Annotated in this window: 23 protein-coding genes and 1 tRNA gene; 15 read left to right on the top strand and 9 right to left on the bottom strand. The window is 72.5% G+C overall.

Annotated features, from left to right (window positions below; translation table 11 throughout):
- The first annotated feature begins 70 nt into the window (after positions 1-70).
- From ACIO3R_RS04750 to ACIO3R_RS04740, 3 genes are all read left to right on the top strand, one after another.
- The gene (locus tag ACIO3R_RS04750; protein WP_363068403.1) at positions 71-1,009 is read left to right on the top strand and encodes a PAC2 family protein; all 939 of its coding nucleotides are present in this window, start codon (positions 71-73) and stop codon (positions 1,007-1,009) included.
- Between the two features lie 66 nt (positions 1,010-1,075).
- Entirely contained in the window at positions 1,076-1,678 is a 603-nt protein-coding gene (coaE, locus tag ACIO3R_RS04745) for a dephospho-CoA kinase (RefSeq protein ID WP_402103329.1), read from the top strand.
- An 88-nt stretch (positions 1,679-1,766) separates the two neighbouring features.
- Positions 1,767-2,135, top strand: coding sequence for a tetratricopeptide repeat protein (locus tag ACIO3R_RS04740; RefSeq protein ID WP_362953781.1), 369 nt, complete (start codon positions 1,767-1,769; stop codon positions 2,133-2,135).
- A gap of 62 nt (positions 2,136-2,197) precedes the next feature.
- Here the strand turns inward: ACIO3R_RS04740 and ACIO3R_RS04735 are convergent, their stop codons facing one another.
- Entirely contained in the window at positions 2,198-2,482 is a 285-nt protein-coding gene (locus tag ACIO3R_RS04735; RefSeq protein ID WP_402103325.1) for a DUF6343 family protein, read from the bottom strand.
- A gap of 90 nt (positions 2,483-2,572) precedes the next feature.
- Here ACIO3R_RS04735 and ACIO3R_RS04730 point away from each other — a divergent pair, with 90 nt between their 5' ends.
- Positions 2,573-3,691, top strand: a complete 1,119-nt coding sequence (locus ACIO3R_RS04730; RefSeq protein WP_402103322.1) for an ADP-ribosylglycohydrolase family protein — start codon at positions 2,573-2,575, stop codon at positions 3,689-3,691.
- An 18-nt stretch (positions 3,692-3,709) separates the two neighbouring features.
- Here ACIO3R_RS04730 and ACIO3R_RS04725 read toward each other — a convergent pair whose 3' ends face one another.
- Together ACIO3R_RS04725 and ACIO3R_RS04720 are read right to left on the bottom strand one after the other, a co-directional pair.
- Positions 3,710-4,792 carry a tyrosine-protein phosphatase gene (locus tag ACIO3R_RS04725; protein WP_402103319.1) on the bottom strand — a complete coding sequence of 361 codons (1,083 nt, stop codon included), beginning with the start codon at positions 4,790-4,792 and terminating at the stop codon, positions 3,710-3,712.
- 99 nt (positions 4,793-4,891) lie between these two features.
- Complete coding sequence (locus tag ACIO3R_RS04720) at positions 4,892-5,788, bottom strand: SGNH/GDSL hydrolase family protein (RefSeq protein WP_402103317.1); 897 nt, start codon at positions 5,786-5,788, stop codon at positions 4,892-4,894.
- 185 nt (positions 5,789-5,973) lie between these two features.
- On the opposite strand from ACIO3R_RS04720, the gene ACIO3R_RS04715 reads away from it, so the two are divergent.
- On the top strand, positions 5,974-7,185 hold the full coding sequence (locus ACIO3R_RS04715) for a PucR family transcriptional regulator (protein ID WP_402104201.1): 1,212 nt from the start codon (positions 5,974-5,976) through the stop codon (positions 7,183-7,185).
- An 87-nt stretch (positions 7,186-7,272) separates the two neighbouring features.
- Complete coding sequence (locus ACIO3R_RS04710) at positions 7,273-7,968, top strand: class I SAM-dependent methyltransferase (RefSeq protein WP_402103315.1); 696 nt, start codon at positions 7,273-7,275, stop codon at positions 7,966-7,968.
- 42 nt (positions 7,969-8,010) lie between these two features.
- Here ACIO3R_RS04710 and ACIO3R_RS04705 read toward each other — a convergent pair whose 3' ends face one another.
- Positions 8,011-8,358, bottom strand: coding sequence for a hypothetical protein (locus ACIO3R_RS04705; RefSeq protein ID WP_385028008.1), 348 nt, complete (start codon positions 8,356-8,358; stop codon positions 8,011-8,013).
- Between the two features lie 306 nt (positions 8,359-8,664).
- Here ACIO3R_RS04705 and ACIO3R_RS04700 point away from each other — a divergent pair, with 306 nt between their 5' ends.
- The 3 genes from ACIO3R_RS04700 to ACIO3R_RS04690 all read left to right on the top strand — a co-directional run bounded on the left by ACIO3R_RS04700 (position 8,665) and on the right by ACIO3R_RS04690 (position 14,224).
- Entirely contained in the window at positions 8,665-9,759 is a 1,095-nt protein-coding gene (locus ACIO3R_RS04700; protein WP_402103311.1) for a slipin family protein, read from the top strand.
- Positions 9,760-9,947: 188 nt separating this feature from the next.
- Positions 9,948-12,914, top strand: coding sequence for a DEAD/DEAH box helicase (locus tag ACIO3R_RS04695; RefSeq protein WP_402103308.1), 2,967 nt, complete (start codon positions 9,948-9,950; stop codon positions 12,912-12,914).
- Complete coding sequence (locus ACIO3R_RS04690; RefSeq protein ID WP_402103305.1) at positions 12,911-14,224, top strand: SWIM zinc finger family protein; 1,314 nt, start codon at positions 12,911-12,913, stop codon at positions 14,222-14,224. Before ACIO3R_RS04695 ends, ACIO3R_RS04690 begins: the two co-directional genes overlap by 4 nt.
- A 4-nt stretch (positions 14,225-14,228) precedes the next feature.
- Here ACIO3R_RS04690 and ACIO3R_RS04685 read toward each other — a convergent pair whose 3' ends face one another.
- Positions 14,229-14,537: a hypothetical protein gene (locus tag ACIO3R_RS04685; RefSeq protein WP_385028019.1), complete on the bottom strand. Its 309-nt coding sequence runs from the start codon at positions 14,535-14,537 to the stop codon at positions 14,229-14,231.
- A gap of 119 nt (positions 14,538-14,656) precedes the next feature.
- Here ACIO3R_RS04685 and ACIO3R_RS04680 point away from each other — a divergent pair, with 119 nt between their 5' ends.
- The gene (locus ACIO3R_RS04680; protein ID WP_385028022.1) at positions 14,657-15,388 is read left to right on the top strand and encodes a hypothetical protein; all 732 of its coding nucleotides are present in this window, start codon (positions 14,657-14,659) and stop codon (positions 15,386-15,388) included.
- Positions 15,389-15,421: 33 nt separating this feature from the next.
- Positions 15,422-15,508 (top strand) — tRNA-OTHER (locus ACIO3R_RS04675).
- Positions 15,509-15,819: 311 nt separating this feature from the next.
- On the opposite strand, the gene ACIO3R_RS04670 is transcribed toward ACIO3R_RS04675, so the two are convergent.
- Positions 15,820-16,443 carry a peptidase gene (locus tag ACIO3R_RS04670; protein ID WP_402103298.1) on the bottom strand — a complete coding sequence of 208 codons (624 nt, stop codon included), beginning with the start codon at positions 16,441-16,443 and terminating at the stop codon, positions 15,820-15,822.
- A gap of 30 nt (positions 16,444-16,473) precedes the next feature.
- A complete protein-coding gene (locus tag ACIO3R_RS04665; protein WP_402103295.1) occupies positions 16,474-17,685 on the bottom strand; it encodes a pyridoxal phosphate-dependent aminotransferase in 1,212 nt (403 codons plus the stop codon).
- A gap of 85 nt (positions 17,686-17,770) precedes the next feature.
- Here ACIO3R_RS04665 and ACIO3R_RS04660 point away from each other — a divergent pair, with 85 nt between their 5' ends.
- Together ACIO3R_RS04660 and ACIO3R_RS04655 are read left to right on the top strand one after the other, a co-directional pair.
- Positions 17,771-18,448 (top strand): winged helix-turn-helix transcriptional regulator, encoded by a 678-nt coding sequence (locus tag ACIO3R_RS04660; RefSeq protein ID WP_385352826.1) that lies wholly within the window; start codon positions 17,771-17,773, stop codon positions 18,446-18,448.
- 108 nt (positions 18,449-18,556) lie between these two features.
- Positions 18,557-19,108: a cupin domain-containing protein gene (locus ACIO3R_RS04655; RefSeq protein WP_402103293.1), complete on the top strand. Its 552-nt coding sequence runs from the start codon at positions 18,557-18,559 to the stop codon at positions 19,106-19,108.
- Between the two features lie 62 nt (positions 19,109-19,170).
- Here ACIO3R_RS04655 and ACIO3R_RS04650 read toward each other — a convergent pair whose 3' ends face one another.
- Positions 19,171-19,536, bottom strand: a complete 366-nt coding sequence (locus tag ACIO3R_RS04650) for a nuclear transport factor 2 family protein (RefSeq protein ID WP_402103290.1) — start codon at positions 19,534-19,536, stop codon at positions 19,171-19,173.
- Between the two features lie 41 nt (positions 19,537-19,577).
- Here ACIO3R_RS04650 and ACIO3R_RS04645 point away from each other — a divergent pair, with 41 nt between their 5' ends.
- Both ACIO3R_RS04645 and ACIO3R_RS04640 read left to right on the top strand, forming a co-directional pair.
- Entirely contained in the window at positions 19,578-20,240 is a 663-nt protein-coding gene (locus ACIO3R_RS04645; protein ID WP_402103287.1) for a hypothetical protein, read from the top strand.
- A 66-nt stretch (positions 20,241-20,306) separates the two neighbouring features.
- A complete protein-coding gene (locus tag ACIO3R_RS04640) occupies positions 20,307-20,954 on the top strand; it encodes a uridine kinase (protein WP_402103284.1) in 648 nt (215 codons plus the stop codon).
- Positions 20,955-21,462: 508 nt separating this feature from the next.
- Here ACIO3R_RS04640 and ACIO3R_RS04635 read toward each other — a convergent pair.
- Positions 21,463-22,473 carry a hydroxyacid dehydrogenase gene (locus tag ACIO3R_RS04635; RefSeq protein ID WP_402103282.1) on the bottom strand — a complete coding sequence of 337 codons (1,011 nt, stop codon included), beginning with the start codon at positions 22,471-22,473 and terminating at the stop codon, positions 21,463-21,465.
- Positions 22,474-22,539: the final 66 nt, after the last annotated feature.

The raw sequence follows: 22,539 nt of genomic DNA, 5'->3' as shown, positions 1-22,539 counted from the left end.
GGGGTGCGGCCGGGAATGCCCGTGCCCCTCGGGGCGTTCTTCTTCAGGAACACAAGGAGGAGCGGTAACCGTGGCTGATCCGCAGAGTTTGTACGAATGGGAGCCGAAGGGCCTGGCTGTCGTCGACATGGCGCTTGCCCAGGAGTCGGCCGGCCTGGTCATGCTCTACCACTTCGAGGGGTACATCGACGCGGGTGAGACCGGTGAGCAGATCGTCGACGGTCTGCTCGAATCGCTGCCGCACCAGGTGGTGGCGCGCTTCGACCACGACCGCCTCGTCGACTACCGCGCACGGCGTCCCCTGCTGACCTTCCGGCGCGACCGCTGGACGGCGTACGAGACCCCGACGCTGGACGTCCGGGTGGTCCAGGACGCGACCGGGGCCCCGTTCCTGCTGCTGTCCGGGCCGGAACCGGACGTGGAGTGGGAGAGGTTCGCCGCCGCCGTCGAGCAGATCGTCGAGCGCCTCGGTGTGCGTCTCGCGGTCAACTTCCACGGCATTCCGATGGGAGTCCCGCACACCCGCCCGGTCGGCGTCACCCCGCACGGCAACCGCACCGACCTCATGCCGGGACACCGCAGCCCGTTCGACGAGGCCCAGGTGCCCGGCTCCGCGGAGGCCCTCGTCGAGTACCGGCTGATGGAGGCCGGACACGACGTACTCGGTGTCGCCGCCCATGTGCCGCACTACGTCGCCCGCTCCGCCTACCCCGACGCCGCGCTCACCGCGCTGGAGTCGATCACGGCCGCGACCGGACTGGTCCTGCCGGCCATCGCCCACGCCCTGCGCACCGAGGCGCACCGCACCCAGACGGAGATCGACCGCCAGATCGGGCAGGGCGACGAGGAACTCGTCTCGCTGGTCGAGGGCCTTGAGCACCAGTACGACGCGGTGGCGGGCTCCGAGACCCGGGGCAACCTGGTCGCCGAACCGGTGGACCTGCCGTCCGCCGACGAGATCGGCCTCGAATTCGAGCGCTTCCTGGCCGAACGGGAAGGCGACAGCTGACCTCCGGTACGACGAGCGCCGATTCCGCCTGTCGGGCCCCGCAGCCCTGGCACTAGGCTGCCGCCCATGCTGAAAGTGGGCCTGACCGGTGGAATCGGCGCCGGCAAGAGCGAAGTGTCACGGCTGCTCGTCGGCCACGGAGCCGTCCTCGTCGACGCCGACCGGATCGCACGTGAGGTCGTCGAGCCCGGCACCCCCGGGCTCGACGCGCTCGTCGAGGCGTTCGGCACGGGAGTCCTGAGCCCGGACGGCAGCCTGGACCGGCCGAAGCTCGGCTCGATCGTCTTCTCCGACGCCGAACGGCTCGCCGTCCTCAACGCGATCGTCCACCCGCTGGTCGGTGCCCGCTCCGCCGAGCTGGAACGGGCCGCGAGCCCCGGCTCCGTGGTCGTCCACGACGTTCCCCTCCTCACCGAGAACGGCCTCGCACCCCTGTACGACCTGGTCGTCGTCGTCGACGCCGCTCCCGGGGCCCAGCTCGACCGCCTCGTGCGACTGCGCGGGATGACGGAATCGGACGCCCGTGCCCGGATGGCCGCACAGGCCACCCGCGAGGAGCGGCTGGCCGTCGCCGACCTGGTCATCGACAACGACGGACCGGTCGAGGCGCTGGCACCGCAGGTCCGCGAGCTCTGGTCGGAGCTGGAGCGGCGGGCCGCGGCCCGCTGACCCGGGAGCCGGTGCCGCGCCGCCCGGACCGGAATACCGGCGCCCGGAGCGACGTTCACACCGAGGTGGCCGAGGGAAGGATGCGACTGTGCCCGAGAGGAACCCGGAAACCCACGTCATAGACTTCCGCGCGGCCGAGCAACTGCTGGCCGCGCGTGATCCCCGGGGTGCCGTGAAGCTGCTCGACTCGGTGATCGCCTCCCACCCGGAGAACACCGCCGCCCGGCTGCTGCGCGCCCGCGCCTTCTTCGCGGCTGCCCAACTGCGCCCCGCCGAGCTGGAATTCGAACTCGTCCTGGAGCGGGAGCCGGACAACGCCTTCGCGCACTTCGCGCTGGCCCGGACCTTCGAGCGGGCCGGCCATCCGGAGCGGGCAACCCGCCACTTCAGGCTGGCGGCGGCGCTCGACCCCAACCCGGAGTACCTGAGGGCCGCCCGCTTCGACACGGAGGGCTGAGCGGCTGCCGGGTGACCTCCGCGCCCGCCGTGCCGCTGGTCCGCCCGCCGTGGGGCCCGCGGTCAGTCCCCGTACCACCGCCGTCGCCCGTGGCCCGCTCCGTGCGGCGGGACGGTGCGGCCGGGCTGGTAGCGCGGGCCCTGGTGGATGCGGTGGACGATCACGGCCAGGTCCACCAGCACCAGGACGAGCAGCACACCGCAGGCGGCCGCCCACCCCGGGCGGCCGGTCAGAGTGAATGCCGTCAGGCCGAGGACGGCCCAGGCCAGGCCCCATACACTCAGCCAGAGCCGCAGTCGCAGAGAACTGCGTGCAGTCGTCGGTTCACTACCGGTACGCATGGCCATCGCCTCTCCTACCAGCATGGACCCGCGACGGCGGAACGCGGCGGACCGGCGAGGGACACGGACCGGCAAGAGGGAATGGGGGCGGCGGCGATGAGCGGCACGGCATGGGGGAACGACTCCGTCCGAAGGGCCCGGGTCAGGGGATGCCTGCTTGGTGGGGCGATCGGGGACGCGCTGGGCAGTCCGGTGGAGTTCCTGTCGCTCGCGGGCATCCGGCGGGCCCACGGAGAGCGGGGCGTACGCGGCCTCACCGCCGACGAGGACGGGGTGGTCGGGCGCGTCACCGACGACACCCAGATGACGCTCTTCACGGCCGAGGGGCTGATCAGGGCCCACTCCCGGGCCATGGCCAGGGGAATCGGCGGCGCCGAGACCGCGGTCGTCAGGCACGCCTATCTGCGCTGGCTCGACACCCAGAACCACCCCGCGCCGCCCGCCCCCGAAGGGGACGACATCGTCCGTACCGGCTGGCTCAGGCAGCAGCCCTGGCTGTACGCGCGGCGGGCCCCCGGCAACGCCTGTCTGACCGGGCTCGCGGCCGGGTACACCCCCGACCCGAGGGCCCCGCTCGGCGAGCCCGGCCCGGTCAACACCGGCTCCAAGGGATGCGGCACGGTGATGCGCTCCGCCCCCTTCGGTCTGACCGGCCCGCACGCGGAGGCCGGCTTCGGGCTGGCCGCCCGCTGCGCCCAGATCACCCACGGCCACCTCACCGGCGCCTACGCGGCCGGCGCCCTCGCGGCGATCGTCACCCATCTCCTGGACGGCGACTCCCTGTCCGGTTCCGTACTGCGGGCCATGGAGCTGCTGGCCCGCCACCCCGGGCACGAGGAGACGACCGCCGCGCTCCGGGCGGCCCACGAGCTGGCCGCCCGGGGCGCCCCGAGCGCGGAGAAGGTGGAGTCGCTCGGGGCGGGCTGGGTGGCCGAGGAGGCGCTCGCCATCGCCGTGTACTGCGCGCTGGTCCTGCCGGGCGCGGGGCAGGTGGACGAGGCGCTGCTGCTCTCCGTCAACCACTCCGGCGACAGCGACTCCACCGGCGCCGTCTGCGGGAACCTGCTCGGCGCCCACCACGGCGACGTACACCTCCCGCCGGCCTGGCTGGTGCGCACGGAAGGACGGGCGGTGATCACCGAGGTGGCCGACGACCTCTCCCTGGAGTTCGAGCACACGGTCGAGTGGCCGGCCGGCCGCTACCCGGGGTGCTGATCCGGGCCGAGGCGCGGGTCAGCCGGTCAGCAGCCTGGCGCGCAGGGTCTCCACGGTCGCCGCGTCGAGCTTCAGCCCTTCGCGTACGTAGCTGTCGAAGTCCCCGTACAGGTGGTCCACCTCGTCGAACGCGGCGTGCAGCCAGCTCAGTTCGACGGCCTGCGGGTCGCCCGTGTACTGGTTGCTGGCGAGGAAGTCCGCCTCGACCGTGGCCCGCGGGACGCCGAGCAGGGTGAGCAGGACGGCCGTGCCCCAGCCGGTCCGGTCCTTGCCCGCGCTGCAGTGGAAGACCGTGGCCCCCGAGGTGTTCGTGGCGACGGCCGTGACCAGGTCGTGGAACGCGTAGTCGCCGCCCACGAAGTTGACCATGAACGGGTAGCCGATGGACTGGCCGAGGTCGGAGGAGCCGGAGAAGAGACCGGCGGCGACGGCCTGGGCCAGGGTCATCAGGGCCGGGTCGTGGAAGCGGACGCCGTGGCCGAGCGAGACGACGTCGGCGACCTGGTAGGCGACACCGGCGGGCAGCCGGTCCGGGCCGTCGTGGCGCTCCATGGCGTTGCGCAGGTCCACATCGAGCGTGAGCCGCTGGGAGACCAGCCGCTGCTGCTCGGTGTCCGTGAGGCCGTTCAGCTTGCCGGAGCGGTAGACCAGACCGGAGCGGACCCAGCGCCCGTCGGTGGTGCGGTAGCCGCCGATGTCACGGAAGTTGCGGGCGGACTCCAGGCCGAGGGAGCGGTCGGCGACGACCAGTGGGCTCCCGCTGTCCGGGACCAGCCGGAAGTACCAGCGCCCGGACTCCGGGAGCGTCCCGGCGGGAACGGTCAGTGAGCCGGTGCCCGGGGCCGTTCCGACGGCGACACCGGTGGTGGCGTCGGGGGAGGTGACGGCCGTGACGGTCACCGACACGGCGGGGGAGGCCCAGGAGAGGGTGTGGCCGCCGTCGGCCGTGCGTGCGGCCGTTGCTGAGGTGAACGGTACGGCGGCGGCCGCCGCGGCCGTCACCGCGGCGGCGGGCGGTGCCGCGAGCGCGGACGGGGCCAGTGCGGTACCTGCGAGGAGGGCGGCCGCGACGACGGCCCCGGCGGTGCGGTGCGTACGCATGGTGCTCCTTGTCTGTGCCCTGCGGGGGAGGGGAGGCGTCAGGAAATGGGGGAGGGGCTCCCGCCGGAATGCCGTGGAGGGCGCCCCCTGCCCCACGCGTCAGCCCTGGAGGTGTGCGCCGATGAGGCGGGCGTAGTTCGACTCGCCCTGCCGGTTCGGGTGCAGGGGCGCGGCCGGGGCCGTCGGCACGTACCCCTCGACCCACTTGTCCGACGGGGCCTGGCAGGAGTCGTGGCCCTTGCTGGGTGTGGCGAGGTCGATGTACTCGGCGCCGTGCGCGGCGCTCTGCTCGGCGATCACCGTGTTCATCCGGTCGACGCTGCCCTGGAGGAAGTCGGCGTCCACCGGCAGCACGGGCTGGAGCGGCCAGCAGCCGCCGGGCTTGATGTACAGCCCGTAGCCCGTGACGATCACCCTGGCCTGCGGCGAACGCTGGTGGATCCCGTCCAGCACGGCGGCCAGGCGCGGGGCGAACTCCGCGATCCGCTGCCCCACCTGGTCCACCCCGCCCTCGTTGTACTTCTCCTTGCACGGGGTGGCGGTCGGGTCGAGGGTGGTGCAGCCCTGTGCGATACCGACCAGGCCGGCGTCGTTGCCGCCGATGGTCAGGGTCACCAGGTCGGTGTCCGCGCGCAGCGCGTCGAACTGGGGCGGCGCCGAACCCATGGGTACGTCGAGCAGGGAGAGCGACTGCTTCTCCGTCATGTGCTTGGACGCGGCGCCACTGCACGTGACGTCGCTCAGCGAGGCGCCGAGGCTCGCCGCCAGCTCGTGCGGGTAGTTGTGCGTGGAGCGCCCGCACGCCACCGGTCCGGTGATGCCCGGGATGAGCGGCCCGGAGGCCATCGAGTCGCCGAGCGCGACGTACGAGGTGGTGTCGTCGGCGGCCGCCGACGCGCCGGACGCGCCGGTTCCGACAGCCAGTCCGGCCAGGGCGAGCGCGGTGACCGATGATCTGACGGTCCGACAGAATGCCTTGTTCCGGGTTGAGTTCACGACGACCTCCGGTGGTGGGGGGTGAGGCGGGATGGCGGGTGTCGCCGGTCATCATGCAGACTCGGACGCCGTCGTTTAACTGGTGGGTAACGCAGACTTCCGCGGGGGCTTTTGTGACGCATGACAAAGAGCGGGCCGTCGTCAGAGGCGGACACGCGGACCGGGGCCCCGCCGGGCAGCCGCCGCTGTGCATCGCAGGGCGGCCGGTGGCCGCCCAGCTGCGGGCCCGCGCCCCCGCGCTGACCGCCTGTGTCGTCGCCCGGCTGCTCAGTGATCTGCCGGTCTACGCGGAACTGCCCCACGAGGAGATCGCGGGCGACATCGCGGACATCGTCCAGCACAATCTGCGGCTCTTCGCCGATGTCGTCGAACACCGCCGCCCCGCCACCGACGCCGAACTCGCCCAGCAGCGCGACTCGGCGGCCCAGCGCGCGGAGGAGGGCGTGCCGCTGGACGCGATCCTCACCGCGTACCAGGTCGGCATCGCGATGTGCTGGCAGGAGACCGCCCGGGACGCGGGCCCCGCCGACCTCCCCGCCGTCCTGGAGATCATGGACCGCATCATGGTCCTCCAGCAGCAGTTGACGTCCGCGGTCAGCGGCGCCTATCTGGAGGCCCGGCAGATCCTGGACAGCCAGGAGCACGGCGGCCGGCACGCCCTGATGGCCGCCCTGCTGAGCGGTGAGGCCCTGGACCGCTTCAGCCAGCGCACCGGGCTGCGACCGGCGGCGGGCTATCTGACGATGACGCTCGCGTTCGCCCCGCACCGCGACGAGGTGAGCCAGGCGCCCGGCCCCGGCGCGCGGGTGGCCGCCCGCCGCAAGATCCGCCGCATCCGCACGACCCTGGACCGGTTCGCCGGCACGCCCGCGCTGACCGCTCTGGACGCCTCCGGCGGCACCGTGCTGCTGCCCGTCGACGAGCCGCCGCCGTGGAGCGGTCCCGGCGGGCTGTGCGAGCTGATCGCCGAGGCGACGCGGGCGGCCGGGGTACCGGTCACCGCGGCGGCGGAGACCGCCGAACCGGCGGCGGTCCCGGCCGCCGTGGCCCGTAACGCCGAGATCGTCGACTTGGTCGCCCGCACCGGACGGCCGCCCGGCCTGTACCGGCTGGCCGATGTCCTGCTGGAGTACCAGCTGAGCAGACCCAGTGAGGCACTGCACGGGCTCGCCCGGCTCCTGCGCCCGCTGGAGGCCAAACCGGAGCTGCTGCACACGCTGGAGACCTACCTCGGACACGGCCTCGACCGCCGGGCCGCGGCGGCCGCACTGCACGTCCACCCCAACACCGTCGACTACCGCATCCGCCGTATCGACCGGCTGACCGGCCTCTCCCCGGCCCGCCCCGCCGACCTCCAGCATCTCAGCGCCGCGCTGGTGGCACGCCGCTCCGTGTGAGGGACGCGAACGGCCCCTGGTCACGGGCCGGTTCGGCTCGGCGGTCCGGTACGGGAACGGCCTCCGGCGACGGTTCGTTCGCCGTACATGAGCGGACAACTGATACGTGAGGGCTATTCAGGGACCGGTCCCGGCGCGATCACGCCGGACGGCTGCGCGGTGGAGCTGTACACCCGGCTGTCCGTCGGCAGCGAACCGGACGTGATCGCCGACGCCGTCCCCGCCGGGGCGAGGATTCTGGAACTGGGCTGCGGGGCGGGCCGGGTGACGCATCCGCTGATCCGCCGCGGGTTCGACGTCACCGCGGTGGACGAGTCGGCGCAGATGCTGGAGAAGGTGCGCGGCGCGCGTACGGTGCAGAGCCCCATCGAGACGCTGGAGCTCGGTGACGAGAGGTTCGACGTGGTGATGCTCGCGTCGTTCCTGGTGCACACGGGCGACCACCGGGTGCGGGACGGACTGCTGCGGACCTGCCGGAGGTACGTGCGCGACGGCGGGACGGTGCTCATCCAGCGCGAGGGGCCGGACTACCACACCGGACTGCCGAGGGAGCGCGTCGAACCGGCCGGGTACACCCTGCGGATCGTCTCCTCGCAGCCGGCCGGGGACGGGGTGCGCTCGGTGCGCGCCGAGTACGAGTTCGACGACGCCCAGTGGTCGCAGACGTTCCTGTCACGGCCGCTGTCGAAGGAACAGTTCGAGGAGTACCTGGCGGCGGCCGGACTGGGAGTGGACCGCTATCTCACGGATGACGGCGTCTGGGTGCGGGCCGTGCCTCGATAGCGGAGCGTGGCGGGGCGGTCCGGCCTGCGGTGGTGGCCCGGATCAGTGCACTGTGCTGAAGCTGCGCCAGGGCAGCGAATCGGGCGCCCGCACGTCGGAGAGCGTGGTGGCGAGGTAGGTCGTACCCGGTCCGGTGCAGTCCCGCGTGCGGTACAGGATGATGTCGATCAGGGTCCCGTTGTCCACTTCCTTGGCGCCCGCGGGGGCGAGCGGGTGGCAGCCCCGCACCGAGGGGCTGTTCACCATGATCACGGCCTCCCGCTCGGTCGTGTAGGTGACCGGACCGACCGCGGTCCGGCCGAGGCCCGAACAGCCCGCGACGGTGAGGGTCAGGAGGGCGGTCCCGGCTGCGATGCCGAAACGGCGGCGTCGGTTGTCGATCACGGGCATGGGCAGGTCCTCGTCTGTCTCGTCCGGCTCATCCGTACGCACTCCGTCACATGGCCCACGTACGCCACGGGGGTACGTGCTCACGCTGGCCACCTTGCCCGCTCGCCGCCGACCCGGCATCCGGGAGGCGGCCGGGCGGGCTACAGATGCACGGAACGCACGGGACACGCGGAATGTGTGGGCAGGGGTTCGGCGGAATGTGTGGGCAGGAGTTCGACTGACGCCCGGACCGGGCATACCGTGGTATTAGCGCCTTGTCCGGCGTGGAGTGAGTGTTCCGGTGTTTCCGGCTGGTAGGGGGCCGTCATGGTCCAGGAGCTCTTGATCGCTTTGGTTGTGGTGGTGCTGGCGGGTGTCGCCTACATGGCAGCCGCCGCCCGGGTCGTCAAACAGTACGAACGGGGTGTGGTTCTCAGGTTCGGCCGGCTCCGGAACGACGTACGAGGGCCCGGATTCACCATGGTGCTCCCCGGTGCGGAGCGGCTGCGCAAGGTCAACATGCAGATCGTGACGATGCCGGTGCCGGCCCAGGACGGGATCACCCGGGACAACGTCACGGTGCGGGTCGACGCGGTCATCTACTTCAAGGTGGTCGACGCCGCGAGCGCCGTCGTCGAGGTGGAGGACTACCGGTTCGCCGTCTCGCAGATGGCGCAGACATCGTTGCGTTCGATCATCGGTAAGAGCGATCTGGACGATCTGCTGTCCAACCGGGAGAAGCTGAACCAGGGCCTGGAGCTGATGATCGACAGCCCCGCGGTCGGCTGGGGCGTGCAGATCGACCGGGTGGAGATCAAGGACGTCTCGCTGCCGGAGACGATGAAACGCTCCATGGCGCGTCAGGCCGAGGCGGACCGTGAGAGGCGGGCCCGGGTCATCAACGCGGACGCGGAACTCCAGGCGTCGAAGAAGCTGTCCCAGGCAGCCGCGGAGATGTCCTCCCAGCCCGCGGCACTCCAGCTGAGGCTGCTGCAGACCGTGGTGGCGGTGGCCGCGGAGAAGAACTCCACACTGGTGCTGCCGTTCCCGGTGGAGCTGCTCCGCTTCCTGGAGCGGGCACAGCCGACGACAGCGCCGCCGCAGGCCGTGCAGGGCGCGCAGCCCGTGCAGGGCGTGCAGGCAGCGCAGGGCGCGGAGCCCGAGCCGCCTGTGGAGCCCGCGTCGGCGGCGGCGCCTGAGTCCTCGGCCGATTCCTCACCCGAGTCCTCGCCGACCGAGGCGCGGTCCGCGGAACCTGAGACCGCGCCCGAGTCCTCGTCCGCGCCCCCGTCTCCGTCGCCGGCGGCGGGTCCGTCTCCGTCACAGGGGCCGGCGCGGACGGCCCGCACCCCCGAGCCCGCCCCGCCCGCCGCGAGGCCCCGGCCACGTCCCAACGGGTCGAAGCCGCTCGCCAGGCACTGAGGCCGCCACCGGCCCACGGACCCGCCCGCCGTACCCCGTCCGAACCGAGGGGTCGGCGGCGGGCCCGTGGTCGGCTGTCATACCCCCCGCCTAGACTCGCGAGTCAGAGGGATCCGGTGCCGGTCAGGTGCCGGGGACAGCGGGCACAGAGCCCGTGACCAGGGATTCGGGCATGAGGGGAGGGGCCGGTGGCCATCGCATCACCACCGCAGGACGCGGCCGTCGGCCGCCTGCTGCGCTGCGCGGCCGTCTTCCTCCCCGCAGCGCTCCCCAGGGAGGGCCGCATCGCGTTCTGGGACCCGGAAGGGGCCCCGCTCCCCGGCCTCGGTGACACGTCCGGCAGCGGCTCGGCCTCCGGTACGGGCTTCGCGGCCGGTACCGACGACCGGGTCTCCGAGATCACGGTCGTCCGACGGCACGGCGGTCAGGGCGACGTCCGCCGGCACACCGTGCCGGCCCTCGTGCTGTCCATCGCCGACGCTGTCCCCCTGCTGGCCCGTGCCAGGCACCAGCAGTCCGCCCACCCCGCCACCCGCTGCTGGGGCGCCGCCACCCTCCACGCGCTCCATCTGGTGGCCCGCGGCCGGATGCTTCCCGGGCTGACGCCCGACGATCACGATGCCTGGCGGGCCGGTCCGCGCGCCGCGGAGGACGTCGCCCATCTGCGTGCGGTCGCCGCGGCCATGCCCCCCGAGGGGTACGCGGTGCCGTTCCCGGACCGCACTCCCCTCCAGGTTCCCGATCCCGAGCCGCTCATCGCCTCCTTCCTCGACGCGGTGGCCGACACCCTGCCCCGCACCCCCGCGGCGGCTTTCGCCATGGGGGCGCCCTTCGCCGCCCGGGAGGCCCAGCACCTCCCCGGCGCCCGTGAGTGGGCCGTGGCGGTCGCGGCCGGGCTGGACGCGGGCGTACGGGTGTCGCTGCGCCTGGACCTCTCCGCGTACGAACTCTTCGACACAACGGATACCGCCGGCACGACCGGCTCCGGCTCCGACTCCGGTTTCGGCTCCGGCTCCGGCTCCGACTCCGACGGTCCGGCCGCCGCGCGGCACGCCGCCGCGGCCATCACCCAGGTGCACAGCCTCGCCGACCCGACCTACGTCGTCGACGCCGCCGCGCTGTGGACCGGCGCGGCGGGCGAGCCCTTCGGTCCGCGGGCCCGGATCGACGCCGTGCTCGCGCTGCGCCGCGCCGCCCGTGTCTGGGCCCCGCTGGAACGCCTCCTCGACCAGCCCGTCCCCGATGTGCTGGCCCTCACCGAGGACGAGCTGTACGAGCTGCTCAGCGATGCCGGGGCCCGGCTCTCGGCCGCCGGGGTGAGCGTGCACTGGCCCCGGGAGCTGGCCCGTTCCCTCACCGCGGCCGCCGTGGTGCGGCCCGCGCCGGGCACCGCCACCGACGGCACGGCGTTCTTCGACGCAGAACAGCTCTTCGCCTTCAACTGGCAGCTCTCGCTGGGGGACCAGCAGCTCACCGAGGCCGAGATGGACGTGCTGGCCGAGGCCCACCGGCCCGTGGTGCGGCTGCGGGACCAATGGGTCGTCGTCGACCCCGCGCTCGTCCGCAAGGCGCGCAAGCGGGAGCTGGGCCTGCTCGACCCGGTGGACGCCCTCGCCGTCGCCCTGACCGGCAGCGCCGAGGTGGACGGCGAACAGGTCGACGCCGTGCCGGTCGGCGCGCTCGCCGCGCTCCGCACCCGCATCGTCGACGACGAGACCACCGTCGCACCGCCGCCCGGCCTCAACGCGACGCTCCGCGACTACCAGTTGCGCGGGCTGGCCTGGCTGGACCGGATGACCTCGCTGGGCCTCGGCGGCTGCCTCGCCGACGACATGGGCCTCGGCAAGACGATCACCCTCATCGCCCTGCATCTGCACCGCGCCCATCGCGCGCCCACCCTGGTGATCTGCCCCGCCTCGCTGCTGGGCAACTGGCACCGGGAGATCAACCGCTTCGCCCCCGGCGTACCCGTGCGCCGGTTCCACGGCACCGACCGCACCCTCGCCGAACCCGACGGCGGCTTCGTCCTCACCACGTACGGCACGATGCGCTCCAGCGCGGCCGAACTCGCCGCGCACAACTGGGGACTGGTCGTCGCCGACGAGGCGCAGCACGTGAAGAACCCGCACTCCTCGACGGCGAAGGCGCTGCGCACGATTCCGTCCCCGGCCCGGGTCGCCCTGACCGGTACCCCCGTCGAGAACAACCTCTCCGAGCTCTGGGCGCTGCTCGACTGGACCACGCCCGGACTGCTCGGCCCCCTCAAGGCGTTCCGGGCCCGGCACGCCCGGATCGTGGAGAACACCGGCACGGCGGCCGGGATCGGCAACGACGAAGCGGTCGAGCGGCTCTCCAGGCTGGTCCGCCCCTTCCTGCTGCGCCGCAAGAAGTCGGACCCGGGCATCGCACCCGAGCTGCCGCCCAAGACGGAGACCGACCACCCCGTCTTCCTCACCCGCGAGCAGGCCACGCTCTACGAGGCCACGGTGCGCGAGACCATGGCGTACATCGAGGCGTCGGAGGGCATCGCCCGGCGCGGCCTCATCATGAAGCTGCTGGCGTCGCTCAAGCAGATCTGCAACCACCCCGCGCAGTATCTGAAGGAGGAGCCGACCCGGCTCGTCGGCCGCTCCGGGAAGCTCGCCCTGCTCGACGAACTCCTCGACACGATCCTCGCGGAGGACGGCTCCGTCCTCGTCTTCACCCAGTACGTGACGATGGCCCGGCTGCTCTCCGCGCACCTCACCGCGCGGGCGATCCCCTCCCAGCTCCTGCACGGCGGCACGCCGGTGCCCGAGCGGGAACGGATGGTGGACCGCTTCCAGTCCGGCGAGGTCCCGGTGTTCCTGCTCTCCCTGAAGGCGGCGGGCACCGGGCTGAACCTCACCAGGGCCGCCCATGTCATCCACTACGACCGCTGGTGGAACCCGGCCGTCGAGGAACAGGCCACGGACCGCGCCTACCGCATCGGGCAGACCCAGCCCGTCCAGGTGCACCGGCTGATCGCCGAGGGCACCGTCGAGGACCGGATCGGCGAGATGCTGCTGGCCAAGCGCGCCCTGGCCGACGCCGTGCTGGGCGCCGGCGAGACCGCGCTGACCGAGCTCAGCGACCGCGACCTCGCCGATCTCGTCTCCCTCCGGAGGCCGTCATGAGTCCCCGCCCGCACTCCCTGCAGTCCGCCCGCGACCCCCGTCCCGTCGCCCGGTCCCGGCCGGGCCCCGACGACCTGCGGCGGACCTTCGAGGCGGTACCCGCGCGGACCTCCGGCGACGACGGGCCGTTCGCGGACAGCTGGTGGGGCCGGGCCTGGGTGGCGGCGCTGGAAGCCCTCTCGATGGACGCGGCGAGGCTCGCTCGCGGCCGTGCGTACGCCGACGGCGGGCACGTCGCCGCGGTCACCGTCACCCCCGGCCGCGTCGTCGCCTATGTGCACGGCAGCCGCCCCCGGCCCTACCGCGCCGAACTGCGGCTGCGCACCTTCACCGACGCCGACTGGGACACCTTCCTCGCCGCGGTCGCCGCCAGCCCCGGCCACCTCGCCGCACTGCTCACCAAGGAGATGCCGCACTCCCTGGCCGACACGGCGGCCGCCTCCGGAGTCGCGCTGCTCCCCGCAGCCGACGACCTGGACCCCAGCTGTTCCTGCCCCGACCACGGCTGGCCCTGCAAGCACGTGTCGGCGCTCTGCTACCAGATGGCCCGGCTCCTGGACGCCGATCCGTTCGTCCTGCTGCTGCTGCGCGGCCGGGGCGAGCGCGAACTCCTGGAGGACCTGGGCCACCGCAACGCCGCGCACTCCGCTCGGGAGCGGCCCGAGGCCCCCGCCGCTCCCTCCGTAACGGCGCAGGACGCGCTGGCCGGCCGCTTCCTGCCTCCGCTGCCCGCCCCGTTCCCGGTGGAGCCGCATCCCGGGCAGCCGCCCGCGTACCCGAGCCTGCCCGGCAGCCGGGACCCCCTCGCCCTCGACCAGCTCGCCACGGACGCGGCGGCACGGGCCCACGCCCTGCTCACCACCGGCCTCGACCCGCTCGCCGGGCTCACCTCCTGGCAGGACGCGGTCCGGCTGGCAGCGGCCCGGCCCACCGCGGGGCTCACCGCCACCACCCGCGCCCTCTACCGCGAACTGGCGTCCGCCACCGGCCGCAACACCACCGACCTGGCCCGCGCCGTCGCCGCCTGGCGCCAGGGCGGGGCCGAGGGGCTGGACGTCCTGGAATCGCAGTGGGACCCCCCGGCCGGCCCGTTCGACCGGGCCCGCCCGGCCCTCGCAGCCGCCGGCTTCCCCCGCTTCCAGCCCTGGCGCAACCACCTCACCCATCCCGGTGGCACGCTCCAGCTCCGCTTCGGCCACGACGGCCGCTGGTACGGCTACGAGTCCGACCCGGGGCAGGACGAGTGGTGGCCGCGTGCCGTACCGGACTCCGATCCGGTGGGCGCGCTCCTGGAGCTCAGCGGCGGCTGACGGGTCAGCCCTTCAGGAGCAGCAGCAGACCGATCAGCACGACGGCGACGATCGGCAGCACGATCAGCCGCCCCTTGCGGAACGACTCGTCCTCCTGCTGCGCCAGCCCGCGCCCGGCCCCGTGCGCGGAGGCCAGGTGCTCCCCGGCCATGTCGATGATCCGCTCCGTGGTCAGGAGAGAGGGACGCCACTCGCAGTGCGCGCAGACCAGGAAGTCGCGGTACGGGTCGTACCGGAAGTCCCGCTCGATGTTGACCGTGAAGACCTGCCCCTGCTCGGTCGTGGCGGTGAAATGACGTATCGCGGCGCCCATGCGGCCTGCTCCCTGTCGATCGATGTCCGGTACTCCCGCCGCACCCCGGTCCGTCCAGCGCCTCCGGTGCGGCAAAAACCGCTGGTGCAGGCCGTGTTGCTGTTGCTAGCTTCCTGGACGTGGCGAAACTCAATCAGATCATCGCAGTGGAGAAGGGCGTCAAGTCCAAGGCTCACCAGGACCTGACGGCGGCGCATCACGGCCTCCAGAAGGCCGGCCTGCTGGCCGGGATCTCCCGGACCTACCAGCCGAAGGACGAGGAGGGCGAGCAGTTGCCGCCCGAGTCGACACCGGTGCAGATCAAGGCCGAGGACGTGCTGCGCGAGACGGCGAAGACCCTCACCCGGCTCTTCGACGTGACCGCCACCAAGGACTGGGCGAACTGCGCGGCCCGCGCCGACATCTCGGTCGACGGCCGGGTGCTGGTGGCCGGCGTACCGGTGTCGTATCTGCTCTTCCTGGAGAAGCAGCTCACGGACGTCACCACCTTCATCCGCAGACTGCCGGTGCTCGAAGCCTCGGAGGCCTGGGCCCAGGACCCGTCCACCGACTCCTGGAAGACCGAGCCGGTGCGGACCCTGCGCACCAAGAAGGTGCCCCGCAACCATGTGAAGGCGGAGGCCACCGAGAAGCACCCGGCGCAGGTCGACGTGTACTACGAGGATGTGCCGATCGGCTACTGGACGACCGTGAAGTTCTCCGGGGCGCTGCCCGCACGGCGGATCAACGAACTGACCGACCGGGTCGAGAAGCTCCAGCAGGCCGTCAAGTTCGCCCGCGAGGAGGCCAACGGCGTGGACGTCACGGACCAGCGGGTGGGTGATGCGGTCTTCGGTTACCTCTTCGGGTGACCGACCATGGAATCCCCGGGGGCGGTCGAAGCCGCCGGGGTGCGCGAGGAGCGCAAAGCTGAAACTGAAGTTTGTCGTGACGACGCGGTTCCGGTGGAGGTTCGAGTCCTCCCCCCGGCACTTCCGTACTTCTTACGGATGCGGGCCGGGGTGGCCCAACTGGCAGAGGCAGGCCGCGATCAATCTCAGACTCTTGCTCCAGACTCAGCATGCGCCACCTATCGCCGAATCGACCGGGCCCGTGCCCGTGTGCGTCGAGATGCCGGTTCGACTCCGGCCCGCGGAGCTTCGGTCCGCGGTGGTCCAAAGGCAGGACGCGACGACATAAGACTGACGCGGGACCTTAAAAGTGTCGGCGTGTCATACAGGTGGCATCACAGGGCTCGGGGGTCGGCTACACTCCCGGGCCCGCTCCCGTTTCCCGGCCGCGGTCACGCCGCGCGCAGCGAGACCCCGCGTCCGGCGAAGAAGCGCTCGAACTCGGCCAGCGGCAGCTCCGCCGACCGGGTCGCGGCCGTCGTGCCCGACGGATTGTGGAAGTGGACGCCCGTGCCGTCGGCCGTACGGGACGTCAGGAGCACCAGGTGCCCGCCCCGTCCCGGCGCGGGCTGCCTCGGGTGGCGGATCGCGTAGTGCACGGAGGCCATGACGGACCGGCCCTCGTCCAGCAGCGCCGGGATCTCCGCGGACGAGAGGTGCCGGTGGACGGTCGCGCCGAGGCCGTGCCGCTCCCGTACGTACGTGGCGAAGGGGGCGTAGACCAGGCCGCGGATCGCACCGTCCGGGTCCTCGGTGTACGCGCCGTACCCGAGCGCTCCGTCGCGCAGCGCGAAGAGGGGCGGGGCGTCGGCGCCGAGTGCCATGCGCAGACAGGTCATCCCGCACAGATGGCCCGCCCAGCGCGCGTACTCCGCGGGCGACTCCGCGCCCGAGTCCGCCCACGCGGGGTCGGTGGCCGGGTCGAGCCCGCCCTCGACGATCGCCCCGACGAGCTCGAACGAGGCGAACTGGGTGTGGACCGGTACCGGGCAGGTGGGGCAGGTGGGGTGGCTCACGATCGGTATCCGTTCATCTCCGGCGTCCGGTCACTGCCGGTACCCGGTCAGGAAGCGGCCGATCCGGCTGATCGCCGCGTCGAGATCGTCAGCGTACGGGAGGGTCAGGATCCGGAAGTGGTCGGGCCGCGGCCAGTTGAAACCGGTGCCCTGCACGACCTGGATCTTCTCGCGCAGCAGCAGGTCGAGGACGAACTTCTCGTCGTCGACCAGGGGATGAACCTTCGGGTCGATGCGCGGGAAGGCGTACAGCGCGCCCCTGGGCTTCACGCACGACACCCCGGGGATCTCGTTCAGCTTCTCCCAGGCGAGGTTGCGCTGCTCGTACAGCCTGCCCCCGGGCGCCACCAGTTCCCGGATCGACTGCCGGCCGCCCAGCGCGGCCTGGATCGCGTACTGCGCCGGGGCGTTGGGGCAGAGCCGCATGGAGGCGAGCATGGTCAGCCCCTCCAGATAGCTGCGCGCGTGCTGCTTCGGCCCTGACACCACCATCCAGCCCGAACGGAAGCCGGCCACGCGGTACGTCTTGGAGAGGCCGCTGAACGTGAGGCAGACCAGGTCGGGGGCGAGGGCCGCCACACTGTGGTGCTCGGCGTCGTCGTAGAGGATCTGGTCGTAGATCTCGTCGGCGAACACCATCAGACCGTGCCTGCGGGCCAGGCCGAGGATGGAGTCGAGGACCTCGCGCGGGTAGACGGCGCCGGTCGGGTTGTTCGGGTTGATGATCACGACGGCCCTGGTCCGGTCGGTGATCTTCGACGCCATGTCGGCCAGGTCGGGGTTCCAGTCCGAGGCCTCGTCGCACATGTAGTGCACGGCCTTCCCGCCGGCCAGGGTCGTCACCGCGGTCCACAGCGGGTAGTCCGGGGACGGGATCAGCACCTCGTCACCGTCCTCCAGCAGGCCCTGCACCGCCATGGAGATCAGCTCGGAGACCCCGTTGCCGAGGAAGATGTCGTCCACGCCGACCTCGGTGAGCCCCATCGCCTGGTAGCGCTGCGCCACGGCCCGGCGGGCGGACAGGATGCCGCGTGAATCGGTGTAGCCGTGGGCCTGCGGGAGCATCCGGATCATGTCCTGGACGATCTCCTCCGGCGCCTCGAAACCGAACAGCGCCGGGTTGCCCGTGTTGAGGCGGAGCACACTGTGACCCGCCTCCTCCAGGGCGTTGGCGTGCTCGATGACCGGACCCCGGATCTCGTAACAGACCTCGTTGAGCTTGCTGGACTGGCGGAACTCCATGCGGTGCCTCCCCGACCCGACTGTGATACTTGGTTTTACCAAGCTTGAGCTTGGAAAGTCCAACAACATGTCTAGACTGCGTCGTATGCCACGTCAGCAACAGCCCGCGCCCAGAGCGGCCCGCCGCCGGAGTTACGACCAGTTCTGTGCCGGCGCCCGCGCGCTGGACGCCGTCGGCGACCGGTGGACGCTGCTGATCGTCCGTGAGCTGCTGGCCGGTCCGCGCCGGTACACCGATCTGCACGCCGACCTCCCCGGCGTCAGCACGGACGTCCTCGCCTCCCGGCTCAAGGACATGGAGCAGGGCGGACTGGCCACTCGCCGCAGACTGCCGCCGCCCGCCGCCGCCTCGGTGTACGAACTGACCGAGCGCGGACACGGGCTGCTGCCCGTCCTCGCCGCACTCGCCGAATGGGGCGCACCCGCACTCGCGGAGCGACGGCCCACCGACGCGGTGCGGGCGCACTGGTTCGCGCTCCCGCTGCTGCGCGCGCTGGACGGACCCGGCGGGCCGGCCGGTGACGGAGTGCTCGATGTGCATCTCGACGAGGGCGAGTTCCACGTCCGTACGGGAGCGCGGGAGGCCGGCAGCGCTGTCTACGGGGACGGTCCGGCCGCCCGCGCCGATGCGCGCATCGTGCTCGACGCCGAGCTCTGCCTCGCGCTGGGGCGCGGCGAGGCGACGTTCGCGGAGGCGGTGAAGGACGGGCGGATCGAGGTGTCGGGCGAGGGGCCGCTGGCCGCGGAGCTGCGAGGCGCATGACGGCGACGGCGGGACGGTTCGCGCTGCCGACTCCTGGGTAGCGTCGGGGCATTTGGGATGTCAGGGACACCAGATGACGCCCGTGACACCGACGCAGAGGAGTTGCCCATGAGATCCGGCAGACAACACGCGTGGCTGGGACGGACGGGACGGACGGTACGGCGGGAGTCGGAGGGCCGACAGGGTCCGCGGGGGCGGCTGGGCAAGGCGCTTGTCATCGGGGGCTGTGTGGCGGCCCTCGGCTTCGTGCCGTCGGCGGCCGTCGCCACCCCGGGCAGTGGTGTGACCGGCACCGTCGTCGCGGAGGGCACATCGCCGGGCAAGCTGAAGGTGAAGACGCCGAAGGGCCGTACCGACGTCACCTTCCGGAAGATCACCGTCGAGCCAGGCGGCTCCACCGGCTGGCACACCCATCGCGGTCAGCTGATCGCGGTCGTCCAGCAGGGGACGCTGACGCGCACCCTGGACGACTGCTCGGTCGAGGTGACCCCCGCCGGAACGTCCTTCATCGAACCGTCCGGGGCCGAGCACCGCCACATCGGGCGCAATCTGGGGACCGAGCCCGTCGTCCTCTGGGTGACCTATCTGCTGCCCAAGGGCAGCGAACTCTCCGACGACGCCGACGCAGTGGACTGCGGAAAGAAGGGCGGGAAGAAGTGAAGCAGGGCTGAGGCCCGCCCCCTGTCGTCCCGTCCGGCCACCGCGCCGGCGGGTGCCGACCGTCAGCGGGCGAGCGTCTCCCCGTAAGCACCGAGGCCGCCGGCCACCAGCCCGTCCCGGAACGTCAGCACCTCGTACACCCGGCCGCCGATCTGGTTGCGGTAGTCGATCACCAGGGTGTCGACGCTCACCCGGACGTCCATCACCTCGAACTCCAGGTCGGGGATGAGTTCGAGCCCGCGCGCCCAGTACGCACGCAGCTGGTCCTTGCCGCGCACGGTGCCGGAGGGATCGCCGGTGAACCGGGCGATCATGGGGGAGCTGAAGGTCACGTCCTCGTGATAGTGCGTCAGGATGCGCTCCAGGTCGTGGGAGTTCCAGTCGTCCTGCCACTGCGCGGCGAACGTGCGGGCGAATGCGAGATCCATGAGGAAGAGCGTACGAGGCGGGGACGAAGGGGTACCAGGCCATGAGTGAAGAGGGGCCCGAGGGCCTGGACCCGGCGCGCCGGGCCGCGTTGGCGCAGGAGCTCCTGCGCGTGCTCCGCTCCCACTGCGCCGGTTCGCTGGCGGAACCGAGGGGATCGCTCGCACGGGGGACCGCCGACGCGTACAGCGATATCGACCTCCTCTGGACCGTGCCCGACGAGCGGTTCGACGCCTGTGTCGCCGCCGTCCCGGATCTGCTCGGCACGGTCCGCGGCGTCGCCTCCCTGCGCGTCGACCCCGAGCTGGGGAACTCCCGCAAGAGGCGGCTGCTCTTCGTCGACTTCGACCGGCTGCCCCTCTTCTGGCGGCTGGACCTGGAGGTCGTCGCGCTGTCCGTCGCCGGTCGGCCCGGCTACGACCAGGACAGTCCGGCGGCGCGCCGCGACGACTGGTCGAGGCCCGCCAGCGCACTCGCCAACGCGGTCGCCGCGGTGAAGGCGGTGCTGCGCGGCCGGCCGCAGACCGCCCGGGGCCTGCTGGAGCGCGGCTTCGCCCGCATCGGGGCGGCGGACACCGTCACCGGTGACTGGTTCGCCGACATCACCCGCCTCGCCGAGGCCGCTGCCGCGATCGAGCCCGCCCGGGGCCCGCTCGCCGAGCGCGTCGTGCGGCTGGCGGCGGACCATCGGGCGGACCTCCGCTGACGGGCCCTGTCCGTGCGGCGCCGGGCGAGGCGGACAGCCCCGCCGCGACGGGGCGATGATGGACGCGTGCGATTCGAAGCGATCACCTGGGAACGGCTGGCGGACGCCCTCGCCGCGCACGCCGACGCGCTGAAGCCGTCCGACGGCGGGCCCTGGCTCAAGGTCGCCGTCGACGGGGCCCCGGCCGCCCGCACCGGTGAGCTGGCCGGGGCGGTCGAACAGGCGCTGCGGCTCCGCGGCCGGGCCGTGCTCCCGGTGTCCACAGCGGGATTCCTGCGGCCCGCCAGCCTGCGGTACGAGTACGGGAAACAGGACCCCGACTCGTACTACGGCAGCTGGTTCGACACCGGAGCGCTGTGGCGTGAGGTGTTCGGGCCGCTGGAGCCGGGCGGCAGCGGGCGGGTGCTGCCCGACCTCTGGGATCCGGCGACGGACCGGGCCACCCGGAGCCCGTACCGGCTCCTGCCGGAGGGCGGGGTGCTGGTGCTGCACGGGCCGTTGCTGCTGGGGCACTGGTTCCCGTTCGACCTGAGTGTCCACCTGCGGCTGTCGCCGGGTGCGCTGCGGCGGCGCACCGAGGAGGGCGAGCAGTGGACGCTGCCCGCCTTCGCGCGGTACGAGGACGAGGTGGCGCCCGCCGGGAGCGCCGACGCGGTCGTCCGGGCCGATGATCCGCGCCATCCGGCCTGGACGGGGCTGCGGGGGGACGAGTAGCCGGGAGGCGCCGCGCGGGGGCGTACCGCTGCCCCGGTCGTACCGAGTTGGTGGGCCGCGTATTCAGGAAAACGGGGGGCTGTTATTCGCCGTGGCATTTCCGGGTAACCCGTTGACCGGACGTGCGCACATTCTCTCGGCGGGTCCGTCGGCGAACGTGAAAGTGCCGACAGTCGCGCGGAATTCGGCCCCGATCCCTTTCGGGTTCGCGGCCCGCCCCTCTGCTCACGCGGCGGCCGAGCGGAATGAGCGGCCGAATGGACATGCGGAGCAATAGTCCGGGCCGGGGCCGTTGCCTGCCCCGAACTATCGCTCCGCTCGCTTACGTCTCACTAGCGTTTCACTAACGTTTCGCCGACGCGGCACCCCTGGGCTGTGGACTTGTGGAATGAGGTGCCGACCGGGCTTGCCCGGCCCCGGCCATTCGGTACAGCATGGCCGCCTCGCGTGACGTCGCGACCGGAATTCCTCCTGAGGAAGGGTGCCTTGCCGGCCGTGCCCGGTGGCGTCAGGCCAGCGAAGCGGCGTGTGCGGGATCGATGGCGTGCCGGAGCGGCAGGCCCTGGATGAACAGGCGCAGTTCGTCGAGCACGAGCTGTCCGAGGCGGTGACGTTCGGCGCCCAGGGCGCCGCCGAGATGCGGTGTCAGGACGACGTTGGGAAGGGTGAAGAGTGGCGAATCATCAGCCGGGGGCTCCGGATGCGTTACGTCGAGCACGGCGGTGAGGTCGGGCCTGGCGCGCAGGACCTGGGCGGTAGCCGCCTCGTCGATCAGCGCGCCCCGCGCGGTGTTGACCAGCGTCGCGCCGGGCCCCAGGGAGTTCAGCAGCCGCGCCCCGATCGTGCCTCGGGTCTCCGGCAGGAGCGGTGCGTGGAGGCTGACGACGTGGCAGGTGGCGAAGAGTTCCTCGACGGGGACCAGCCGGACGCCCGCCTGCCGGGCGGCGTCCGGGGAGGCGACGGGATCGGTGGCGAGGATCTCGACGTCGAAGCGGGCGAGGTGGCCGGCGACGAGCCGGCCGATGTGCCCGAGCCCCAGCAGGCCCACCCGTGACCGGTAGGCGCCCGGGACGTCGGGATCGCTCGGGAAGCGGCGGCTGCTCGCGACCTCCCGTGCGATGCGGTGTGCCTGCTTCAGCCCGAGGAGGACGTGGGCGAGGGTGAACTCCGCGACCGGGACCGCGTTGGCCGCGGCGGCGGAGACGATCGGGATGCCGCGCTCCCAGAAGGCGGGCGTGGTCAGGTGCCGGACGGATCCCGCCGCGACGAGAACGGCCCGCAGCCGAGGGGCGTGCGACAGGAAGGCGGTATCGAGGACGGGCGCCCCCCAGCCCGTGAGCAGGATGTCGATGTCCCTCAGCACCTCGGGGTCCTCGGCGAGCTCCTGCCGGGTGAGGGGCGGTCGCTGCCAGTGGACGAGCCGGCCGATCCCGGCCAGCACCTCGGCCGGGTAGACGTCCGCACGGCGCTCTTCCTCCATGACCAACAGGGCTGTCGGTGCGGTGGCCGGTTCGTTCATGTCGGGTCTGTCTCCTCGGCGGCCTGTCCGGTGCCGGACCGGCCGCCGGGCGGTCATCGGTCCCTG

The sequence above is a fragment of the Streptomyces sp. NPDC087428 genome (assembly GCF_044744085.1).
Classification (GTDB): domain Bacteria; phylum Actinomycetota; class Actinomycetes; order Streptomycetales; family Streptomycetaceae; genus Streptomyces.
Note: the sequence above shows the minus strand (reverse complement) of the source record. Positions and strands in the feature narration are given on the sequence as shown.